10 protein-coding genes are annotated in these 16,324 nt (G+C 65.2%); 7 read left to right on the forward strand and 3 right to left on the reverse strand.

The genetic code is table 11. The features are described 5' to 3' along the window. Positions 1-29: 29 nt before the first annotated feature. Positions 30-1,091, reverse strand: coding sequence for a cupin-like domain-containing protein (locus NOG11_RS11935; RefSeq protein WP_256619995.1), 1,062 nt, complete (start codon positions 1,089-1,091; stop codon positions 30-32). A gap of 124 nt (positions 1,092-1,215) precedes the next feature. Next, positions 1,216-4,560 (reverse strand): TonB-dependent receptor, encoded by a 3,345-nt coding sequence (locus NOG11_RS11940; protein ID WP_256619996.1) that lies wholly within the window; start codon positions 4,558-4,560, stop codon positions 1,216-1,218. A 174-nt stretch (positions 4,561-4,734) separates the two neighbouring features. Between NOG11_RS11940 and NOG11_RS11945 the strand changes: the two genes are divergently transcribed. From NOG11_RS11945 to NOG11_RS11960, 4 genes are read left to right on the forward strand one after another with little or no spacing between them, the layout of a single operon-like run. Further along, positions 4,735-6,255 carry a tryptophan halogenase family protein gene (locus NOG11_RS11945; protein WP_256619997.1) on the forward strand — a complete coding sequence of 507 codons (1,521 nt, stop codon included), beginning with the start codon at positions 4,735-4,737 and terminating at the stop codon, positions 6,253-6,255. After that, the gene (locus tag NOG11_RS11950) at positions 6,252-7,571 is read left to right on the forward strand and encodes a tryptophan 7-halogenase (protein ID WP_256619998.1); all 1,320 of its coding nucleotides are present in this window, start codon (positions 6,252-6,254) and stop codon (positions 7,569-7,571) included. Before NOG11_RS11945 ends, NOG11_RS11950 begins: the two co-directional genes overlap by 4 nt. Then, positions 7,568-9,094 carry a tryptophan halogenase family protein gene (locus tag NOG11_RS11955; RefSeq protein ID WP_256619999.1) on the forward strand — a complete coding sequence of 509 codons (1,527 nt, stop codon included), beginning with the start codon at positions 7,568-7,570 and terminating at the stop codon, positions 9,092-9,094. The genes NOG11_RS11950 and NOG11_RS11955 overlap by 4 nt, the downstream gene beginning before the upstream one ends. Beyond that, positions 9,091-10,620, forward strand: coding sequence for a tryptophan halogenase family protein (locus NOG11_RS11960; protein WP_256620000.1), 1,530 nt, complete (start codon positions 9,091-9,093; stop codon positions 10,618-10,620). Before NOG11_RS11955 ends, NOG11_RS11960 begins: the two co-directional genes overlap by 4 nt. Before the next feature lie 6 nt (positions 10,621-10,626). On the opposite strand, the gene NOG11_RS11965 is transcribed toward NOG11_RS11960, so the two are convergent. Next, positions 10,627-12,312, reverse strand: coding sequence for a glycoside hydrolase family 43 protein (locus NOG11_RS11965; protein ID WP_256620001.1), 1,686 nt, complete (start codon positions 12,310-12,312; stop codon positions 10,627-10,629). Positions 12,313-12,425: 113 nt separating this feature from the next. On the opposite strand from NOG11_RS11965, the gene NOG11_RS11970 reads away from it, so the two are divergent. The 3 genes from NOG11_RS11970 to xylA are packed head-to-tail and all read left to right on the forward strand — an operon-like array spanning position 12,426 to position 16,315. Then, the gene (locus NOG11_RS11970) at positions 12,426-13,547 is read left to right on the forward strand and encodes an endo-1,4-beta-xylanase (RefSeq protein WP_256620002.1); all 1,122 of its coding nucleotides are present in this window, start codon (positions 12,426-12,428) and stop codon (positions 13,545-13,547) included. 7 nt (positions 13,548-13,554) lie between these two features. Further along, complete coding sequence (xylB, locus tag NOG11_RS11975; RefSeq protein ID WP_256620003.1) at positions 13,555-15,003, forward strand: xylulokinase; 1,449 nt, start codon at positions 13,555-13,557, stop codon at positions 15,001-15,003. Positions 15,004-15,007: 4 nt separating this feature from the next. Continuing rightward, positions 15,008-16,315, forward strand: coding sequence for a xylose isomerase (xylA, locus tag NOG11_RS11980; protein ID WP_256620004.1), 1,308 nt, complete (start codon positions 15,008-15,010; stop codon positions 16,313-16,315). The last annotated feature ends 9 nt before the right edge of the window (positions 16,316-16,324 follow it).

Consider the following 16,324-nt stretch of genomic DNA (forward strand, 5'->3'; position numbering starts at 1 on the left):
CTTCAAGGGGGCCTTCCACAGAGGGTGGCCTAGGGCTTGTTCCCTCTACCGAATATTTGTCTCAGCTTGGCCGTCTGCATTCCTGCGGCCTGGGTGAGAGTCGCCCATAGGTGGAGGCGGCTGCGCTCGTCATGGACGCCCAGCGCCCCTCTGGCGGCAGGCGGCAGATGCGCCACCGGGTCGCCATGGGACCCGAAGGCGTAGTAGCCGAAGACATGCCGCCAGATGTCCCGCTGCCGGTCCGGCATGTCCCTTATGGCGAGGACGGTATGCAGCAGCGCGTCGTAGGGCGAGCCGAGGTCCGCCCGGCTGTCGTTCCACCAGTAGTTCAGAAGAATGTTGAACCCGTCCAAAGAGCGGATGTGGTGCCACCAGAAATACGGGATGTAGATCGCATCCCCCGGCTCCAGCACGGCGCGGCGGGCGCGGCTCATCGCCTCGGCGAAGCGCGGATATCTGGCGTGGTCCGGATCGTCCAGATCCACCATGCTGACGGGCGGTCCGGCGAGCGTGTGCTCGAAGGGGCCGGGATAGAGGTTCGCAAGCTGCTCCGGCGGGAAGAGGATGAACTCACGCCTGCCGGCCGCGACCACGGCGAGGTTCTCCTTGAGGTCGAAATGGGTCTGCACCCTCAGTGGGCCGCCTATCCAGATGCGAGGGGCGACGCCCTCGGGCGCCAGGCCTGCCGGGTTGTCCCGCTCCAGGCCGGGCAGATGTTCCGCAACGGGCACGGACTGAACGTAGACGGATCCTCTATCTGCGGAAACCTCCGAGGTGATGGCGTGGAGGGCGGCGGCGATGGTCGAGGGTCTCTTCTCGAAGTTGAGGCCGGTCAGGTCCTCACTATAGAAGAAGCGCCCCTTGATCGACGGGTCGCCGAAGACGGTTTCGACCTGGTGTCCCCGATCCCATCCAGCAACGTAGCGCGCCGCAGACTGATGGCCCTGCCGTGCGGCCTGGCAGATGGGCCAGTTCCCGAACTGTCGGCGAAGCACCACGGGCAACCCCGGCTTCACTATCTCCTGCACGAAGTCCTGCCGGTCGACGGGACCCCGTTCCTGGAGGGGAGGCAGCTCTTCGAGGTTCGGCATCTTCCGTCCTGTGAGTGAGGACGCAAACCCTACGGGATCGCGCTTCGGCATCAAGCTGCAACATAAAAAAGGGTGCCGCCATTGCTGGCGACACCCAGTCGACTTCCAAGTCCAGGGAGGGAGCTTAGAAGCTGAACCTAGCGGAAAGGGTAACCCGCCGATCGTTCATGAAGTAAGAACGCGGACCTTTGAGACCGCCCGAGTTCGGGATGAACGAGGTGGTCTCGGTCACATCGTTGAGAAGGTTCGCACCCTGCACACCGATCTTAATCGAATCGTTCACGGAGTAGAAGAACGACCCGTCGAGCTGCCCCGTCGCGTTCTGGAAGATCGGGTAGAACGGGGTGATCACGTCGCGAGGCGTAACCAGGAACTCGTCACGCCAGTTGTAGACGAGACGGGTGGAGATGCGGCCTTTCTCGTAGATGCCCGCGATGTTGTAGTTGTGCTTCGAAAGCCCCTGGAGCGGGAAGTCCGAAAGGTCGATTAGCGCTTCGTCCGTGACGGGTGTGGCCGAGGTCGGGCTCACCCCTGAAGACTGCACGCCCTCACTGTCGATGAAGGTGTAGGTCGCCTGGATACCCAGACCGTCGAACGGCGCGGGCAGGAAGTCGTAGAACTGCTGGTAGGCGAGTTCGAACCCTTGGACCTTGCCGGTCTCCTGGCTGTTAGAGGGCGCGCGGGTGACGAAGACGTCGTATTCCTGCCCGTTGTTCTCGAACAGAACGGAGGACTGCCCGGAGATGATGATGTCCTCGATCTCCTTGTAGAACGCCGACACCGTCAGTGAACCCACCTCCGCGAAGTACCACTCGAACGAGACATCGAAGTTGTGGGAGCTGACCGGCATCAGGAACGGGTTGCCGCCGGTGGCCTGGAAGCCGTAGAAGCCCTGCCCACCTCGGGGCGCTTCTGTCTCGACCGTGCGCGGATCGTCGTTGCTGGACGGCGTGATCGTGTAGCTCGGGCGAAGCAGCCCCACATCCGGCCTCGAGATGGACCGCGAGTAGGCGAACCTGATCAGCTTGTCGTCGTCCAGTTGCAGCTTCGCGTTGAAGCTGGGCAGGAACATGTTGTAGTCGTTCTCGAGCTCGCGAACCTGCGCCGTGCCGTCGGCGAACGCTCTTGCCGCCGCCTCTTCTGCATCCGTCAGATCACAGAACTCAGGCGCGGTGTAGCTCGCCTGCGGAACACCGGGCTGACCGTCGGAGACGGGGTTGCCGTCTGCATCGGAGGCCGAGCTGCCCACCGGCGTGACGCAGCGGTTACCGGTTCCGCCGTTGAAGCCTGCATCGTCCGGGTCGCTGTTCGGCGTGTCGCCGGTCGTGATCGGGAAGACCTCCTCACCGTTGGGGAAACCGAACGCGCCCGTCGAGGAGAGTTTGGTGTTGAACCAGCGGACACCAAAATTGCCGTCCAGCGCCAGCCCGGTGCCGACGAAATCGTCGAAGGAGTAGTCGAACTTCACGTAGAAGGCGAGGTTCTCCTCGACCACGTCAGCGATCTCAGCGGGCAGGAAGGGCGTTCCCTCCACAACGTTGGGACGCTCGGCGAGACGGCGCCATCCGCCGCCGCCGCCCGTGGCGTCGCCGCCGGAGAGCCAGGTGGACACCACCTGATCGGCGAAATCGGCCGTCGCATCATAGTTCTGGCCCGGATTGACGTTGTAGAAGGGGAAGGAAGGCGGCTGGGTGACGTCGCCGCGCATGTAGTTCTCGAACTCGTAATTACTGACGAGGCCTTCGGGCCCGCCCAGCTCGTCCATCCAGACCGGGCCGCCATTGCCCCAGATCTCGCTCAGCGCACCCCAGTTATAGGTGGAGAAGCGGGTCGTCTGATCGCGCTCGGCCCAGCGGCCGCCGACGCGGACGGACTTGAGAGGTCCGAACTCGTCGAAGAAGTCGTACTCGACATCGGCGCGGAAGGCGTGCTCGGTCCCCTCGCTGTCTTCGAGGTGGTCCATCGCCGAACGCCAGAAAGAGTACTGAGGATCGGTGAGATCGGCCGCCGAGCGGGCATAGGCCGGACACGTGTTGGAAGGCGTCAGATCGGCGTCACACGCCGCCTCGATGCCGGAGTTCGGATTGCCGAAAGCCGCCTGAGTCGGCGCATCGAAGACGACGTTGGGAATGTCCGAGGTCGTATCGATCGTCACCTGCTGGAAGGTCGAACCCCAGATGCCGAAATCGGTGTTTTCGACCGTCGAGTTGATGAACTGGTAGTCGAAGTTGAAGGCCAGACGCTCCGTCGGCTTCCATTTGAAGTTGAGGGACGCGTCTTCGGTCAGGTACTCCTGCTCGACGCCGCGGAAGATGTTGTTCGATTGCAGACCGTAGATCGGCGTGGTCGGGTCGGAGTTCTGATCGGCACGCCAGCCCGTCGGTGCCGTCAGCGTACCGTTGGTGAGGAGCTGGTCGCTGTTGAAGCCGAACTCCGTACCCGGAACGAAGAAGAAGGCGTTGTCGCCGACATTGTCCGTGGCGATCTCGCTGGCATGCTCGTTCCACGACGTGGTGGCCTCGGACCGCAGGTACTCGGCCGTGGCGAGCATGGTCTTGTCCGGGCTCTCCCACTGCACCGAGCCGCCATAGCCCTTCCTCTCGCGGTCGTAGTCCTGGCTACGGATGACCGCGCCTTCGGGCAGAAAACGGGTTTCGGGGAAGGCGCCGACGCCCTCGCCCACGGTCAGCTCGTCGCGGGGCTGGAAGCTCGAGATCTGCGTGCCGTCCGAGCGGGTCTTCAGCTCGGAGAACACGCCGTTGATCAGAATGCCGAACTTACCGGCATCGGTGTCCCAGTTATTGCTGTAGAGGCCGGAAACGGTGGGCGTCCACTCCTCGCGGAAGTCGCCGTAATTGTACTCGACCGTACCGGCGATGACCTGCCCGTCGCGGTCGAAGGGCTTGCGGGTGATAAGGTTCACGGTACCTGCGATGCCGCCCTCGATGAGGTCGGCAGTCTGGTTCTTGTACACGGTGACGCCGCCCAGAAGCTCCGGCGGCACGTCCGCGAAGCTCAGCGCGCGGCCGTTATTGGCCGAGAAGGTGTCGCGTCCGTTGAGCTCGGAGCGCACGAAGGTCAGGCCCCGCACGAGAACGCCCTGCCCCTCGATGGAGAAGTGGTCGGGGTCGTCGGCGGCGGCGAAGCGGCTGATCTGCACACCCGGCACGCGCTGCAGCGCCTCGGTCACGGAGCGGTCGGGCAAAGCGCCGATGTCCTCGGACGTGATCGCATCGACGAAAGTGTCGGCGTTCTCCTTGACGTCCTGGGAGCTCGAGAGCGAGCGGCGGATGCCCTGAACGACGATGACGTCGCCCTCGTCTTCGTCGAGAAGCTCCTCTGCGTCCTCTGCCGTCGTGCTCTGCGCCAGCGCAGGTGCGGCGATGCCCAGCGAAAGCGCTGAGGCCGTCCCCATCAACAAGCTGGCCCATCCGGGCACAACTTTCTTCTGCTTGTCGTTCTGTTTCATGTGAGTCCTCCCGCCCTCAAGGTGACCTTGCTCCCGACGCGAGGCCCTCTCGGATCTGTTTATTGGTTACCGTAAGCACAGAATGTTTGCGCTATCAACCGGCTTGAAGCTATCCTCTGGCGAGCGTGGCAAAGAAGACGCATAGTGGCGTCAAGGCATGGGAAAATCGGCGAATTGGCTAGGTTCGGGCAGCAGGTCGAGAAGGTGGTGATCGTCGGCGGGGGTACGGCAGGCTGGATGACGGCCTCCGCCCTCGCCAAACTTCTCCGCCCCGCCGGGGTCAGTATCACGCTCGTCGAATCGGAGGCGATCGGCACGGTGGGTGTGGGTGAGGCGACCCTGCCGCACCTGCGCTTCTTCAACCAGCGTCTCGGCATTGACGAGAACGAGTTCATCACCAGGACCGAGGCGACCATCAAGCTGGGGATCGAGTTTTGCGACTGGGGCAGGATCGGCGACCGCTACATCCACCCCTTCGGCGACTACGGACGCAGCATCGGCGGCGTCGGCTTTCATCATCACTGGCTGAGGGCGTTCGGAGGGCCGGAAGCTCAGCGCATCTGCGACTTCTCACTGCCGGTGGTGATGGCGGAAGAGGGCAGGTTCTCTCCGCCCTCGGACGACCCCGAGAGCCTGATGTCCACCTTCTCCTACGCCTATCAGATGGATGCGGGGCTCTATGCCCGTTTTCTGAGGTCCTTCGCGGAGCGCCACGGGGTGACGAGGACCGAGGGCCGAATCACAGGCCACCGCCTCGATCCCGAGACGGGCTTCGTGACGGGCCTGCGCCTCGATGGCGGCAGGGAGGTTGGCGGAGATCTCTTCGTGGACTGCTCGGGTTTCCGCGGCCTGTTGATCGAAGGCGCGCTCGGTGCGGGGTATGAGGACTGGTCGGGTGTCCTGCCCTGCGACCGCGCCGTCGCCGTGCCCTGCGAGAGCACCGAAGCGCCCCGGCCCTATACCAGGGCCACCGCCCGGCCCGCCGGATGGCACTGGCGCATCCCGCTGCAGCACCGGGTCGGCAACGGCTATGTCTACTGCTCGGACCATCTGAGCGACGACGAGGCAGCCTCCGACATCCTCTCCGGCATCGAAGGGGCAGCCATCGCCGAGCCCCGCTTCCTGCGCTTCACCACCGGTCGCCGCCGCAAGCAGTGGTCCAAGAACGTGGTCGCCGTCGGGCTCTCCGCCGGGTTCCTCGAGCCGCTCGAATCGACCAGCATCTACCTCATCCAGGCCGCGATCACGCAGCTCGTGGAGCTCTTCCCATCCGACGGTCTTCGCGAGGAGGACTGCGCGGAGTTCGACCGCGTGCTGAACCTCGAATATGAGCGCGTGCGCGACTTCCTCGTGCTGCACTACCACGCGACCGAGCGGGACAACACACCCTTCTGGAACCGCATGCGGACACTCAGCATACCGGACAGCCTCGCGGAGAAGATGGCCCTGTTTCGCGAACGAGGCTATGTCATCCAGTACAAGGATGGCCTGTTCCTCGAACCGAGCTGGCTGGCGGTCTATCTGGGCCAAAGGGTTCTGCCAAAGGCGTTCGACCCGCGGGCCGTGCGCACGGACGGCGAGAAGACCAAGGCCGCCCTGACAGGGCTCGCTACTGAGATCAGAAGCGTGGTGAACACCCTGCCTAGCCACAGCGCCTATCTGAACCAGGCGGCGAGGGTAGCGGCGCGAGGATGAGCATTGCGCGTATCGCTGTTCTGGGAGGCAATGTAGAGGCGGCACTCACCGCCGCGGTCCTGGCGCGGTCGCTGACGCGGCAGACGGAGGCGGTGCTGCATCCCGAGGCGGGTACGCCGCAGCCCGAGCCAGCGCTGGTGACGCTCCCTTCCTATAACAGACTGCACGAACTTCTCAGCTTCGACGTCCGCGACGTGCTCCGCGCATGCGGCGGGACGCTGAGGGGCGGCACAGTCTATCGCAGGCTCTCATCGCGGGAGTTCACCACGGGGTTCGGGGAGGACCTGCCTGCCGCGGACGGTCACTCCTTCCATCAGCACTGGCTGAGGCTGCACCGCGACGAAGAAGCCAGACTGTGGGCGGACTATCAGTTGGCAGCGAGGTTAGCCGAAGGCGGCCATATGCCCCTTCTGACCCCTAGTCAGGAGGGGTTCGGCCTGCATCTGGATTACAGGTTGTATACCGATTTTCTACGAAGAGCCGCCGTTCATTATGGTGCGCGAACGCTGGACTCGACTTCCCCTACTGATGGTGACGACCTGCAGTCCCTCGACGCCGATCTGGTGATCGACTGTTCCGAGCGGCAGCTACCGACGTCGGACCCCGACTGGCACAGTGTTCCCGGTAGTCCGGTCGAATGGAAAGAGGTCGCTACGCCTGAGAACCCTTCGGCCACTGTCTTCGAACGCCAAGGGAAAGAAGTTGCCGTTCACGTACCGCTGGCGCAGGGGGGCTGGGTAGGCGCTTGGAACCTCGGGGCTGCTGGCGTGAACGGATGGTCCGAGGGGCCTTGGCGGGGCAAGGTCGTCAGGCTCGGCCCTGCTGCCTGCCGCCTCTCGCCGCTAGCGGGACCTCGGCTGCGCATCGCGCAGATCGGCATCGAGGCGCTCCTCAAGCTTCTGCCGGTGGGCGGACCGGGCGAGGCGGAGCGCGGCGAGTACGCAAGAGTGACGACGGAAGGCTACAAGCGCCTTCACGAGCATGAAGAACTGCATCTGGCGCTAGCAGGAGAACTGCCGCAGCCGAGCACGGATGTTCAGCGCAAGATCGAGCAGTTCCGAAGCCGTGGGCGCGTCGTGCTGTTCGATGAGGAGAGCTACACCGCTGAAGAGCATCTCGCCGTCTATGACGGCTACGGAGTGGTGCCTGACCGCTACAGCAAGGCCCTTCATGCCGTACCCCCCGGCGTTTCGAGAGCTCTCCTCGACAAGCAGCTCCGGGACACGGAGCGAAAGCTGGCTGACACCCCGCCGCAGAAGCAGGTTCTCTCCACCTTGCACCGTCGGCGGTCCCCTCAGGAGAGGCCAGGGTCATGAAAGCCGAACCGATCAAAAATGTGGTGATCGTCGGCGGCGGCACGGCGGGCTGGATGACCGCCGCCGCCCTCGCCACCGTCTCGCAGCGGACGGGGCTGAGGATCGAGCTGATCGAGTCCGATGCCATCGGTACGGTAGGGGTCGGCGAGGCCACCATCCCCCCCATCGCCCAGTTCAACACCCTTTTAGGCTTGGACGAGGCTGCGTTCCTCTCGGCGACCGAGGGCACGTTCAAGCTCGGCATCGAGTTTCGCGACTGGGTGCGGCTCGGGCATAGCTACATGCACCCCTTCGGCAGCTACGGCCGGGACATGGAGGCCCTGCGCTTCTACCAGCTCTGGCTGCGGGCACAGTCGATCGAGCCGACCCCGCCGCTGGGCACTTTCTGCCTGTCCGAGGTGGCCGCGAGGCGGAACCGCTTCGCCCTCCCCTCCCGCGACCCTGGCGACGTCCTCTCATCGCTTGCTTACGCCTACCACTTCGATGCCGGGCTCTACGCCCGCTTCCTTCGCCGGCATGCGGAGGAGCGAGGGGTGGTACGAACCGAGGCGCGGATCACCGGGGTCAGCCAGGACGGCGAGACCGGCTTCGTGGAGTCGGTCGTGCTGGACGACGGCCGAGAGATCATAGGCGACCTCTTCATCGACTGCAGCGGCTTTCGCGGGCTCCTGATCGAGGAAGCGATGCAGGCTGGCTACGAATCGTGGGCGCACTGGCTGCCCTGCGACCGCGCCGTCGCCGCCCCCTGCGCGAGGACCGAGCCGCTGCTGCCCTATACCCAGGCCACCGCGAGAGACGCAGGTTGGCAGTGGCGCATCCCGCTGCAGCACCGCACCGGCAACGGCTATGTCTACTCAAGTGCTCATCTGGGTAGGGAGGATGCCGAGGGCGCGCTTCTCTCCTCCCTGCCGGGCGAGCCGACGGGCGAGCTCCGACATTTGCGCTTCGAAACGGGGCGCAGGCGCCGTATGTGGGAGGGGAACGTCGTCGCCATCGGGCTGTCGGCCGGGTTCCTCGAGCCCCTCGAATCGACCTCGATCCACCTTATTCAGACCGCGATCCACAAGCTCATCGCCCTCTTCCCCGACCAGCGCTTCGCCCCCATCGAGCGCGACGAGTTCAACCGCCTGATGGCGCTTCAGTTCGAACAGGTGCGCGACTTCCTGATCCTTCACTACATCCAGACCGAGCGGCGCGACACGGCGTTCTGGCGCGACGTCACCGCCGCCGAGCCGCCGGAAAGTCTGAAGCGCAGGATCGAGCTCTTCTCCTCTAAAGGCCGCATCTTCCGCCACCAGGACGAGCTCTTCGACGAGGACAACTGGCTCGCTGTTCTGTGGGGGCAGGGCGTCAGGCCCTCAGGATACGATCCAATGACGGACGGGCTGCCGCCCCAGGATCTCTTCCGCATGCTGGCCGGTATGCACCGCAGCATCGAGCGGACGGCGGACGCCATGCCGCAGCACGCGGCGTTCGTCTCGCGCTACTGTCCGGGCACACTCGACCGAGAAGGCACACCATGACACCGAAGGCCCGTATCGAGAAGATCCTCATCGTCGGCGGCGGCACCGCCGGGTGGATGACGGCGGCGGCCATGTCGAAGATCCTCAAGAACAGGCTCTGCGACATCACCCTCATCGAGTCGGACGCCATCGGCACGGTCGGCGTGGGCGAGGCGACGATCCCCCAGATCGGCACCTTCAACCGGACCCTGGGCCTCGATGAGGACGAGTTCGTGCGGCGTACGGAGGGCACGTTCAAGCTCGGCATCGAGTTCGTGGACTGGGGGCGCAAAGGCCAGCGCTACATCCACCCCTTCGGCCCCTACGGCCTCGATATGGAGGGGGTGAGCTTTCATGCCTTCTTCTTGAAGCGCCACCCCCATGCGTCTGCGGAGGATCTAGCGCGCTACTCGCTGCAGTCGGTGGCGGCGAAGAAGAACCTCTTCATGCGCCCCGTCAATGCGGGCAACTCGCCGCTCTCCTCCATCGCCTACGCCTTCCACTTCGATGCTGGTCTCTACGCCGCCTTCCTGCGCGAGCAGGCGGAGGGCCGAGGGGTGACCCGGCGGGAGGGGCGCATCGAGGAGGTGAAGCTCGACAGCGAGAACGGCTTCGTCCGCGCGGTGCGGCTGGAGAGCGGGGAGGAGCTGGAGGCCGACCTCTTCATCGACTGCACCGGTTTCCGGGGGCTGATCATCGAGGAGGCGCTGAAGACCGGCTACAATGACTGGTCGCACTGGCTGCCGGTGAACCGCGCCGTCGCCATCCCTTGCGAGAGCGACGGGCCGCCTATCCCCTATACGCGCGCCACCGCGAGGGATGCGGGCTGGCAGTGGCGCATCCCGCTACAGCACCGGATCGGCAACGGCCATGTCTATGCGGACGGTTTCACGAGCGAGGACGAGGCCACTGAAACCCTGCTCGCCAACCTGCCGGGCCAGCCCCTCGCCGAGCCCCGCCACCTGCGCTTCCTGACCGGCCACCGCAAGGCGTTCTGGGTCAAGAACTGTGTCGCCATCGGTCTGTCGGCGGGCTTCTTGGAGCCCTTGGAATCAACTTCGATCCACCTCATTCAGAGCGGCATCGCCAAGCTGCTGCAGATGTTCCCCACATGCGGCTTCGACCAGGCGGAAATAGACCGCTTCAACCGGCTCTCCACCTTCGAGTTCGAGCGCATCCGGGACTTCCTCATCCTGCACTACCACGCCACCCAAAGGGACGATACCGAGTTCTGGAACTACGTGCGCACCATGAGCATACCGGACTATCTTAAGGACAAGCTCGCCCTCTACAGGACCCATGGCCGTGTCTTCCGCGAGAACGACGAGCTCTTTAACGACACGTCCTGGTTCTCGGTCCTGATCGGCCAGAACATTGTACCGGAGGACTACGACCCCGTCGCCGATGTGCTGAGCCGCGAGGAGACCGAGGCGAAGCTCGACAACATCCGCCGCACCATCGCGACCTGCACGGAGCACATGCCGCCCCATGAGCGCTTCATCGCCGAGCACTGCGCCTCGGGTACCGCGCCGTTGCGGGCAGGGTAGGCGCGGCTACTCCCCGCTCTCGGCGTAGACCCCTACCGTCGCGCCGACGAAGCCGCCCGCCATCTTGGTGGAGAGGATCCTCGCGTCCTGGACGCCGCCTAGAGGCAGCCATTCTTCTTTGTCTTCACGATAGAAGAAGCGCATCTCTCCCCCGTCCAGCGCGACCCGTAACTCAACCGGTCCTGCGCCCGCCAGCGGGGCGCGGGCCACCAGATCGCCCAGAGGGGCGGCATCGTCCCCCGCCTTCTTCCGCAGGCGCACCTCCAAACCTTCCTCACCTCTCCCCACCCCGAGCTTGTAGAAGAAACCATCCGACTGCAGGATGACGAGGCCCGCCTCTTCGCCCTCCCCGGCCGGGCTGAAGGTCAGCTCGGTCACGGCTTCGGCGCTGGTGTGCTGCACCCGCCTGACCAAGAGGGACGGCTTTCCCCGCTCACCCAGGCGCTCGCGGCCAAGTTCGAGGAGGAGGTCGCCGTCCTTCACGCGGCTGAAACCGTCAGGGTCGCCTCTCACCGTCATCCAGTGGTAGCCAAGGGGCTCGTCGAACTCGTTCTCCACCCGGAACGCGCCCCTGGTCGGTAGAGCCGGCGGCTCGGCCTTGGGGAGGGCCGGACGGTCGGCGACATAGGGCACTTCCTCCTCGCCGCTCATCATCACCGGCCAGCCGTCCTTCCACTCGACTCGCATGAGGAAGGTCTCGCGGCCCAGATTGTGGTAGTCCTCCTCATAGGGACGGATGCCGAGAAAGGTCGCCCACCACTGCCCCTCCGCATCGGTGACGAGATCGGCATGGCCCACGGAGGTGATCGGGTTCTCCCGGTCCGGCGGCAGATGCCTCTGGGTAAGGATCGGGTTCTCCTCGTAAGGAGTGTAGGGGCCGAGCACATTGTCCGCCCGCAGCACGACCTGGCTGTGATTGATGGCGGTGCCCCCTTCGGCGGCGGAGAGGTAGTAGCGCTCCCCCACCCGGTAGATATGCGGCCCCTCGATCCAGACCGGGTTCTCCTCCGGGCGAACGCCGCCGTCGATCAGCACACGGGGCTCGGAGATGGACTGGAAGGTCTCGGGGTCCACCTCCCTGATCCAGACCGCGCGGTGACCCTCATAGCGCGGCTCCCCCTCCGGCGCGTCGTTGTTGATGACGTAGACCTTGCCGTCCTCGTCGAAGAAAAGCCCTGGGTCGATGCCGCCCACCTCGGAAAGCCAGATGGGGTCCGACCACGGACCTTTCGGATCCTCCGCCGTCACGACGAAGTTGCCGCCGCAATCGACGCAGGTGTTGGCGACATGGAAGAGACCGTCATGGAACTCGATGGTCGGCGCGAAGACGCCTCGCGACAGACCGAGCCCCGTAAAATCCAGCATGCCCGCACGGTCGATGACGTTGCCCACCTGCGTCCACGAGACGAGGTCGCGGCTCTCGAAGACCGGGATGCCGGGGAAGTAGGCGAAGGTCGAAGTCACGAGGTAGTACTTGTCCCCGGCCCTCGTGATCGAAGGGTCGGGATAGAAGCCCGCAAGGATGGGGTTCGCGTACTGGCCAGGCCCCGGCCGCGGCAGATTCTCCGGCTCGCTGCCTTCATAGACGAAGCGGTGGAAGCGTGCGGGATCGGCAGCCCCGGCTCCATCTGGCCCGGTGCACCCCGCTACCAAAAGGGTAAGGAATGCAGCGCGCCAGTCATGTTTCGGCATGGTTCGGCCTTCTCCGTCTAGACGCCATGGGCTTGGAAGTGGTAGCGCTAACACAAAACGACAGTACGGGCACCACCGGGCTGCACCGTGGGCACCAGGCAGGAGGAACCGGAATGCTTCGAGGTCAAGACCGCCGTCAGGCGATGATGCTTCTTGGGGGAGGCCTGCTTGCGGCTGGCTGCGGCGGCGTCCCTTCGGCGCGAAGTGAAGAGGCCGCGGCGGCGTCGCTGCACGAGCTTGCGGCGGCGAAGGGTCTGCGCTTCGGCACGGCCATGGCGGCGCGGCAGCTCGATGACCCGAACTATGTGGAGATCGTCAAACGCGAGTGCGGGGCGATCGTCGCCGAGAACGAGCACAAGATCTACACCATCCTCGCCGAGGAGGACGAGTGGAACTTCGGCCCCGCCGACGCCCTTGCGCGTTTCGCCGAGGAGGAAGTCCTGGCCATGCGCGGGCACACGCTGATCTGGTCGCACCCGCGCTGGCTGCCCGATTGGCTGAACAACACGGCCTTCGACGCCCAAGGTGCGGAAGCTTGGATCGACAGCTATGTCGCCCGCGTCGCCGGTCGCTACAGCCCGCAGGTCTACTCCTGGGACGTCATCAACGAGGCGGTGGACGACAAGACCGGCGAGCTGCGCGAGACGACCTTCACGAGGGCGATGGGCTTCGATGCGCTGACCCACAGCTTCCACGCGGCCAAGGAGGCGGCGCCCGGCGCCACCCTCGCCTATAACGACTACATGTCCTGGGAAGAGGGCAATGAGGGCCACCGCACTGGGGTGCTGAGGCTTCTCGAGCGCCTCAAGAAGGACGGCGCGCCGATTGACGCGCTGGGCATCCAGTCCCACTCCAACTACAATATGCCGAACGAGTTCACCGCCGAGCGACAGCGGGCGTGGCGCGGCTTCGTCGATGAGGTGGTGGGCATGGGCCTCGACATCTACCTGACCGAGTTCGACGTGAACGACACGCGCCTCGGCCCGGACGAGGCCATGCGCGACCGGCTGATCGCCGACTACACGAAGGACTATCTCGACATGATGCTGTCCTATCCTCAGACCAAGGACCTTCTGGCTTGGGGCATGGTGGACAAGGACAGCTGGCTTCAGACCTTCCTGCCGCGCGAGGACGATGTGGAGAAGCGCCCCACCGTCTATGACAGCGACTACCAGGCCAAGCCGATGCGCGAGGCCATCGTTGCCGCCCTTCGCGCAGCCCCGGTCAGGAGCTGAGCGCGGCATGTTCCTGGGCATCGACATCGGGACGTCGGGGGTCAAGGCGGTCATCGTCAATGAGGACGCGGACGTCATCGAGCAGGCGCAGGCCGGGCTCTCCGTCTCGCGCCCCCGCCCGCAATGGTCCGAGCAGGACCCGGCCGATTGGTGGCGCGCTGCCAATGAGGCCGTCCTCTCCTTATCGGCGGACCGTCGCGGTAAGGTCGAGGCCATCGGCCTTTCCGGCCAGATGCACGGCGCTACCCTTCTGGGTGCGGATGACGAGGTGCTGCGCCCCGCCATCTTGTGGAACGATGGACGCAGCGCCCCCCAGTGCGAGGCGCTGCTTCAGCGACAGCCGCGCGCCCACGAGATCACCGGCAATCTGATCTTTCCGGGCTTCACTGCGCCCAAGCTCCTCTGGGTCGCCGAGAATGAGCCGGACATCTTCGAGAGGACCGAACGGGTTCTTCTTCCGAAGGACTATATCCGCCTTCTGATGACCGGCTCGGCGGTGAGCGAGATGTCCGATGCGTCGGGTACGTCCTGGCTCGACGTGGCCGATCGTTCCTGGTCGGACGAGATGCTTGAGGCCACCGGGCTGCGCCGGTCCCATATGCCGGAGCTGGTCGAGGGCGACGAGGTCTCCGGCAGGCTTCTGCCGCATGTCGCGCGAGACTGGGGCATGGGCGAGGTCGTCGTCGCAGGCGGCGGCGGGGACAATGCGGCGGGCGCGGTGGGCGTCGGGGTGACGAACCCCGGCGACGCGTTCCTGTCGCTCGGCACCTCAGGGGTCATCTTCGTCGCCGGGTCGAGCTTCGCTCCCAACCCGCAAAGCGGGGTACACGCTTTTTGCCACGCTTTGCCCAATGCCTGGCACGAGATGACGGTGATGCTGTCGGCGGCTTCCTGCGTGGACTGGGCGGCCAAGCTGACCGGCATGGGTGACGCCGGCAGCCTGATCGCCGCCGCCGAGAAGCGCGGCTCGCTGGAGGGCCCCCTTCTCTTTCTTCCCTACCTCTCGGGCGAGCGCACCCCCCACAACGATCCCTTGGCGCGCGGCGTCCTGTTCGGGCTCGACCACGACACGGACGCGGCAGCCCTGGGGCAGGCTGTCCTGGAAGGGGTCGCCATGGCCTTCGCCGACGGCCTCGACTGCCTGGCCGAGAGCGAGCGCGTGAAGGCGCTGACCGTGATCGGCGGCGGTGCCCGCTCCTCCTACTGGGGGCGCATCCTTTCGGCCGCGCTGGGCAGGCCTCTCCTCTACCGCCGCGACGCCGATGTCGGCCCCGCCTACGGTGCGGCGCGCCTCGCGCAGATCGCGGCGGGCGGAGACAGGCAGGCCGCCCTCGCCCCGCCTCCGGTGCTGCACGAGATCAGCCCCCGGAAGGAGGACGCCGAACGCCTGGCCACCAAGCGCGAGCTCTTCTCCTCCCTCTACAGACAGAACAAAGACTATTTTGGAAAGGTATAGATCCATGTCCGGCTATTTCGATAAGATCGACCCCATCAAGTTCGAAGGTCCCGATACGGACAACCCCCTCGCCTTCCGCTTCTACGATGCGGACAAGGTGGTGATGGGCAAGACCATGGCGGAGCATCTGCGCGCCGCCGCCTGCTACTGGCACACCTTCTGCTGGGACGGCTTCGACGTCTTCGGCGCGGGCACCTTCTCCCGCCCCTGGCACGAGCTCGAAGGCCAGGAGATGGCCGAGGCCAAGCTCGATGCGGCCTTCGACTTCTTCTCCAAGCTGGGCTTTCCCTATTTCTGCTTCCACGATGTGGACATGATGGCCCCGGCCGTGACGATGAAGGAGCATGTCGCCAATCTCGGCCGCATCCTCGACCCCCTCGAGGAGAAGATGGGCGAGACCGGGCGCAAACTCCTCTGGGGCACGGCGAACCTCTTCAGCCATCCCCGCTATATGGGCGGCGGCGCCACCAATCCGGACCCGGAGGTCTTCGCCTGCGCCGCCGTGCAGGTCCGCGCCATGCTGGACGCGACCAAGCGGCTGGGCGGTGAGAACTACGTCTTCTGGGGCGGACGCGAGGGCTACGACACCCTTCTGAACACGGACCTCTCCAAGGAGCTCGACCAGTACGCGCGCATGCTCTCCATGGCGGTGGACTACAAGCACAAGATCGGTCTTGTAGGCCCCCTCCTCATCGAGCCGAAACCCCACGAGCCGACCAAGCACCAGTACGACCGCGATGTCGGCACGATCTACGGCTTCTTGGAGAAGTACGACCTCCTCGCCGACGTGAAGGTCAATATCGAGACCAACCACGCGACCCTCGCGGGCCTGCCCATGGACCACGAGATCGCCGCCGCCTACGCGCTAGGGATCTTCGGCTCGATCGACGCCAACCGCGGCGATCCGCAGAACGGTTGGGATACGGACCAGTTCTGGAACGACCCGCTCGATATCGCCAAGAGCATGGTGCACATCCTGAGGAACGGCGGCTTCACCACGGGCGGCTTCAACTTCGACGCCAAGGTGCGCCGCCAGTCCATCGGTGCCGAGGACCTGTTCTATGGCCATATCGGCGGCATCGACGCCCTCGCCAAGGGGCTCCTCTCGGCGGCCGCCATCATCGAGGACGGCGCGACCGACCGCTTCCTCGACGAGCGCTATGAGGGGTGGAAGGGCGATCTCGGCCAGTTCATCATGAAGGACGCCTCCCTCGACACCCTGGCCGACAGGGCGCTTCAGGAGAGCTACGACCCCAAGCCGCGTTCGGGCCGCCAGGAGTATCTCGAGAACCTTCTCCAGCGCTACGTCTGAGGAGGTGCC

The organism is Parvularcula maris (assembly GCF_024505085.1).
Classification (GTDB): Bacteria; Pseudomonadota; Alphaproteobacteria; order Caulobacterales; family Parvularculaceae; genus Parvularcula; species Parvularcula maris.

Bases quoted from the DNA above. Each gene is read 5' to 3' on its own strand.
- NOG11_RS11935 (WP_256619995.1), bottom strand. From the start codon at position 1,091: ATGCCGAACCTCGAAGAGCTGCCTCCCCTCCAGGAACGGGGTCCCGTC.
- xylA (WP_256620004.1), top strand. From the start codon at position 15,008: ATGTCCGGCTATTTCGATAAGATCGACCCCATCAAGTTCGAAGGTCCC.
- NOG11_RS11940 (WP_256619996.1), bottom strand. From the start codon at position 4,560: ATGAAACAGAACGACAAGCAGAAGAAAGTTGTGCCCGGATGGGCCAGC.
- xylB (WP_256620003.1), top strand. From the start codon at position 13,555: ATGTTCCTGGGCATCGACATCGGGACGTCGGGGGTCAAGGCGGTCATC.
- NOG11_RS11965 (WP_256620001.1), bottom strand. From the start codon at position 12,312: ATGCCGAAACATGACTGGCGCGCTGCATTCCTTACCCTTTTGGTAGCG.
- NOG11_RS11950 (WP_256619998.1), top strand. From the start codon at position 6,252: ATGAGCATTGCGCGTATCGCTGTTCTGGGAGGCAATGTAGAGGCGGCA.
- NOG11_RS11960 (WP_256620000.1), top strand. From the start codon at position 9,091: ATGACACCGAAGGCCCGTATCGAGAAGATCCTCATCGTCGGCGGCGGC.
- NOG11_RS11955 (WP_256619999.1), top strand. From the start codon at position 7,568: ATGAAAGCCGAACCGATCAAAAATGTGGTGATCGTCGGCGGCGGCACG.
- NOG11_RS11970 (WP_256620002.1), top strand. From the start codon at position 12,426: ATGCTTCGAGGTCAAGACCGCCGTCAGGCGATGATGCTTCTTGGGGGA.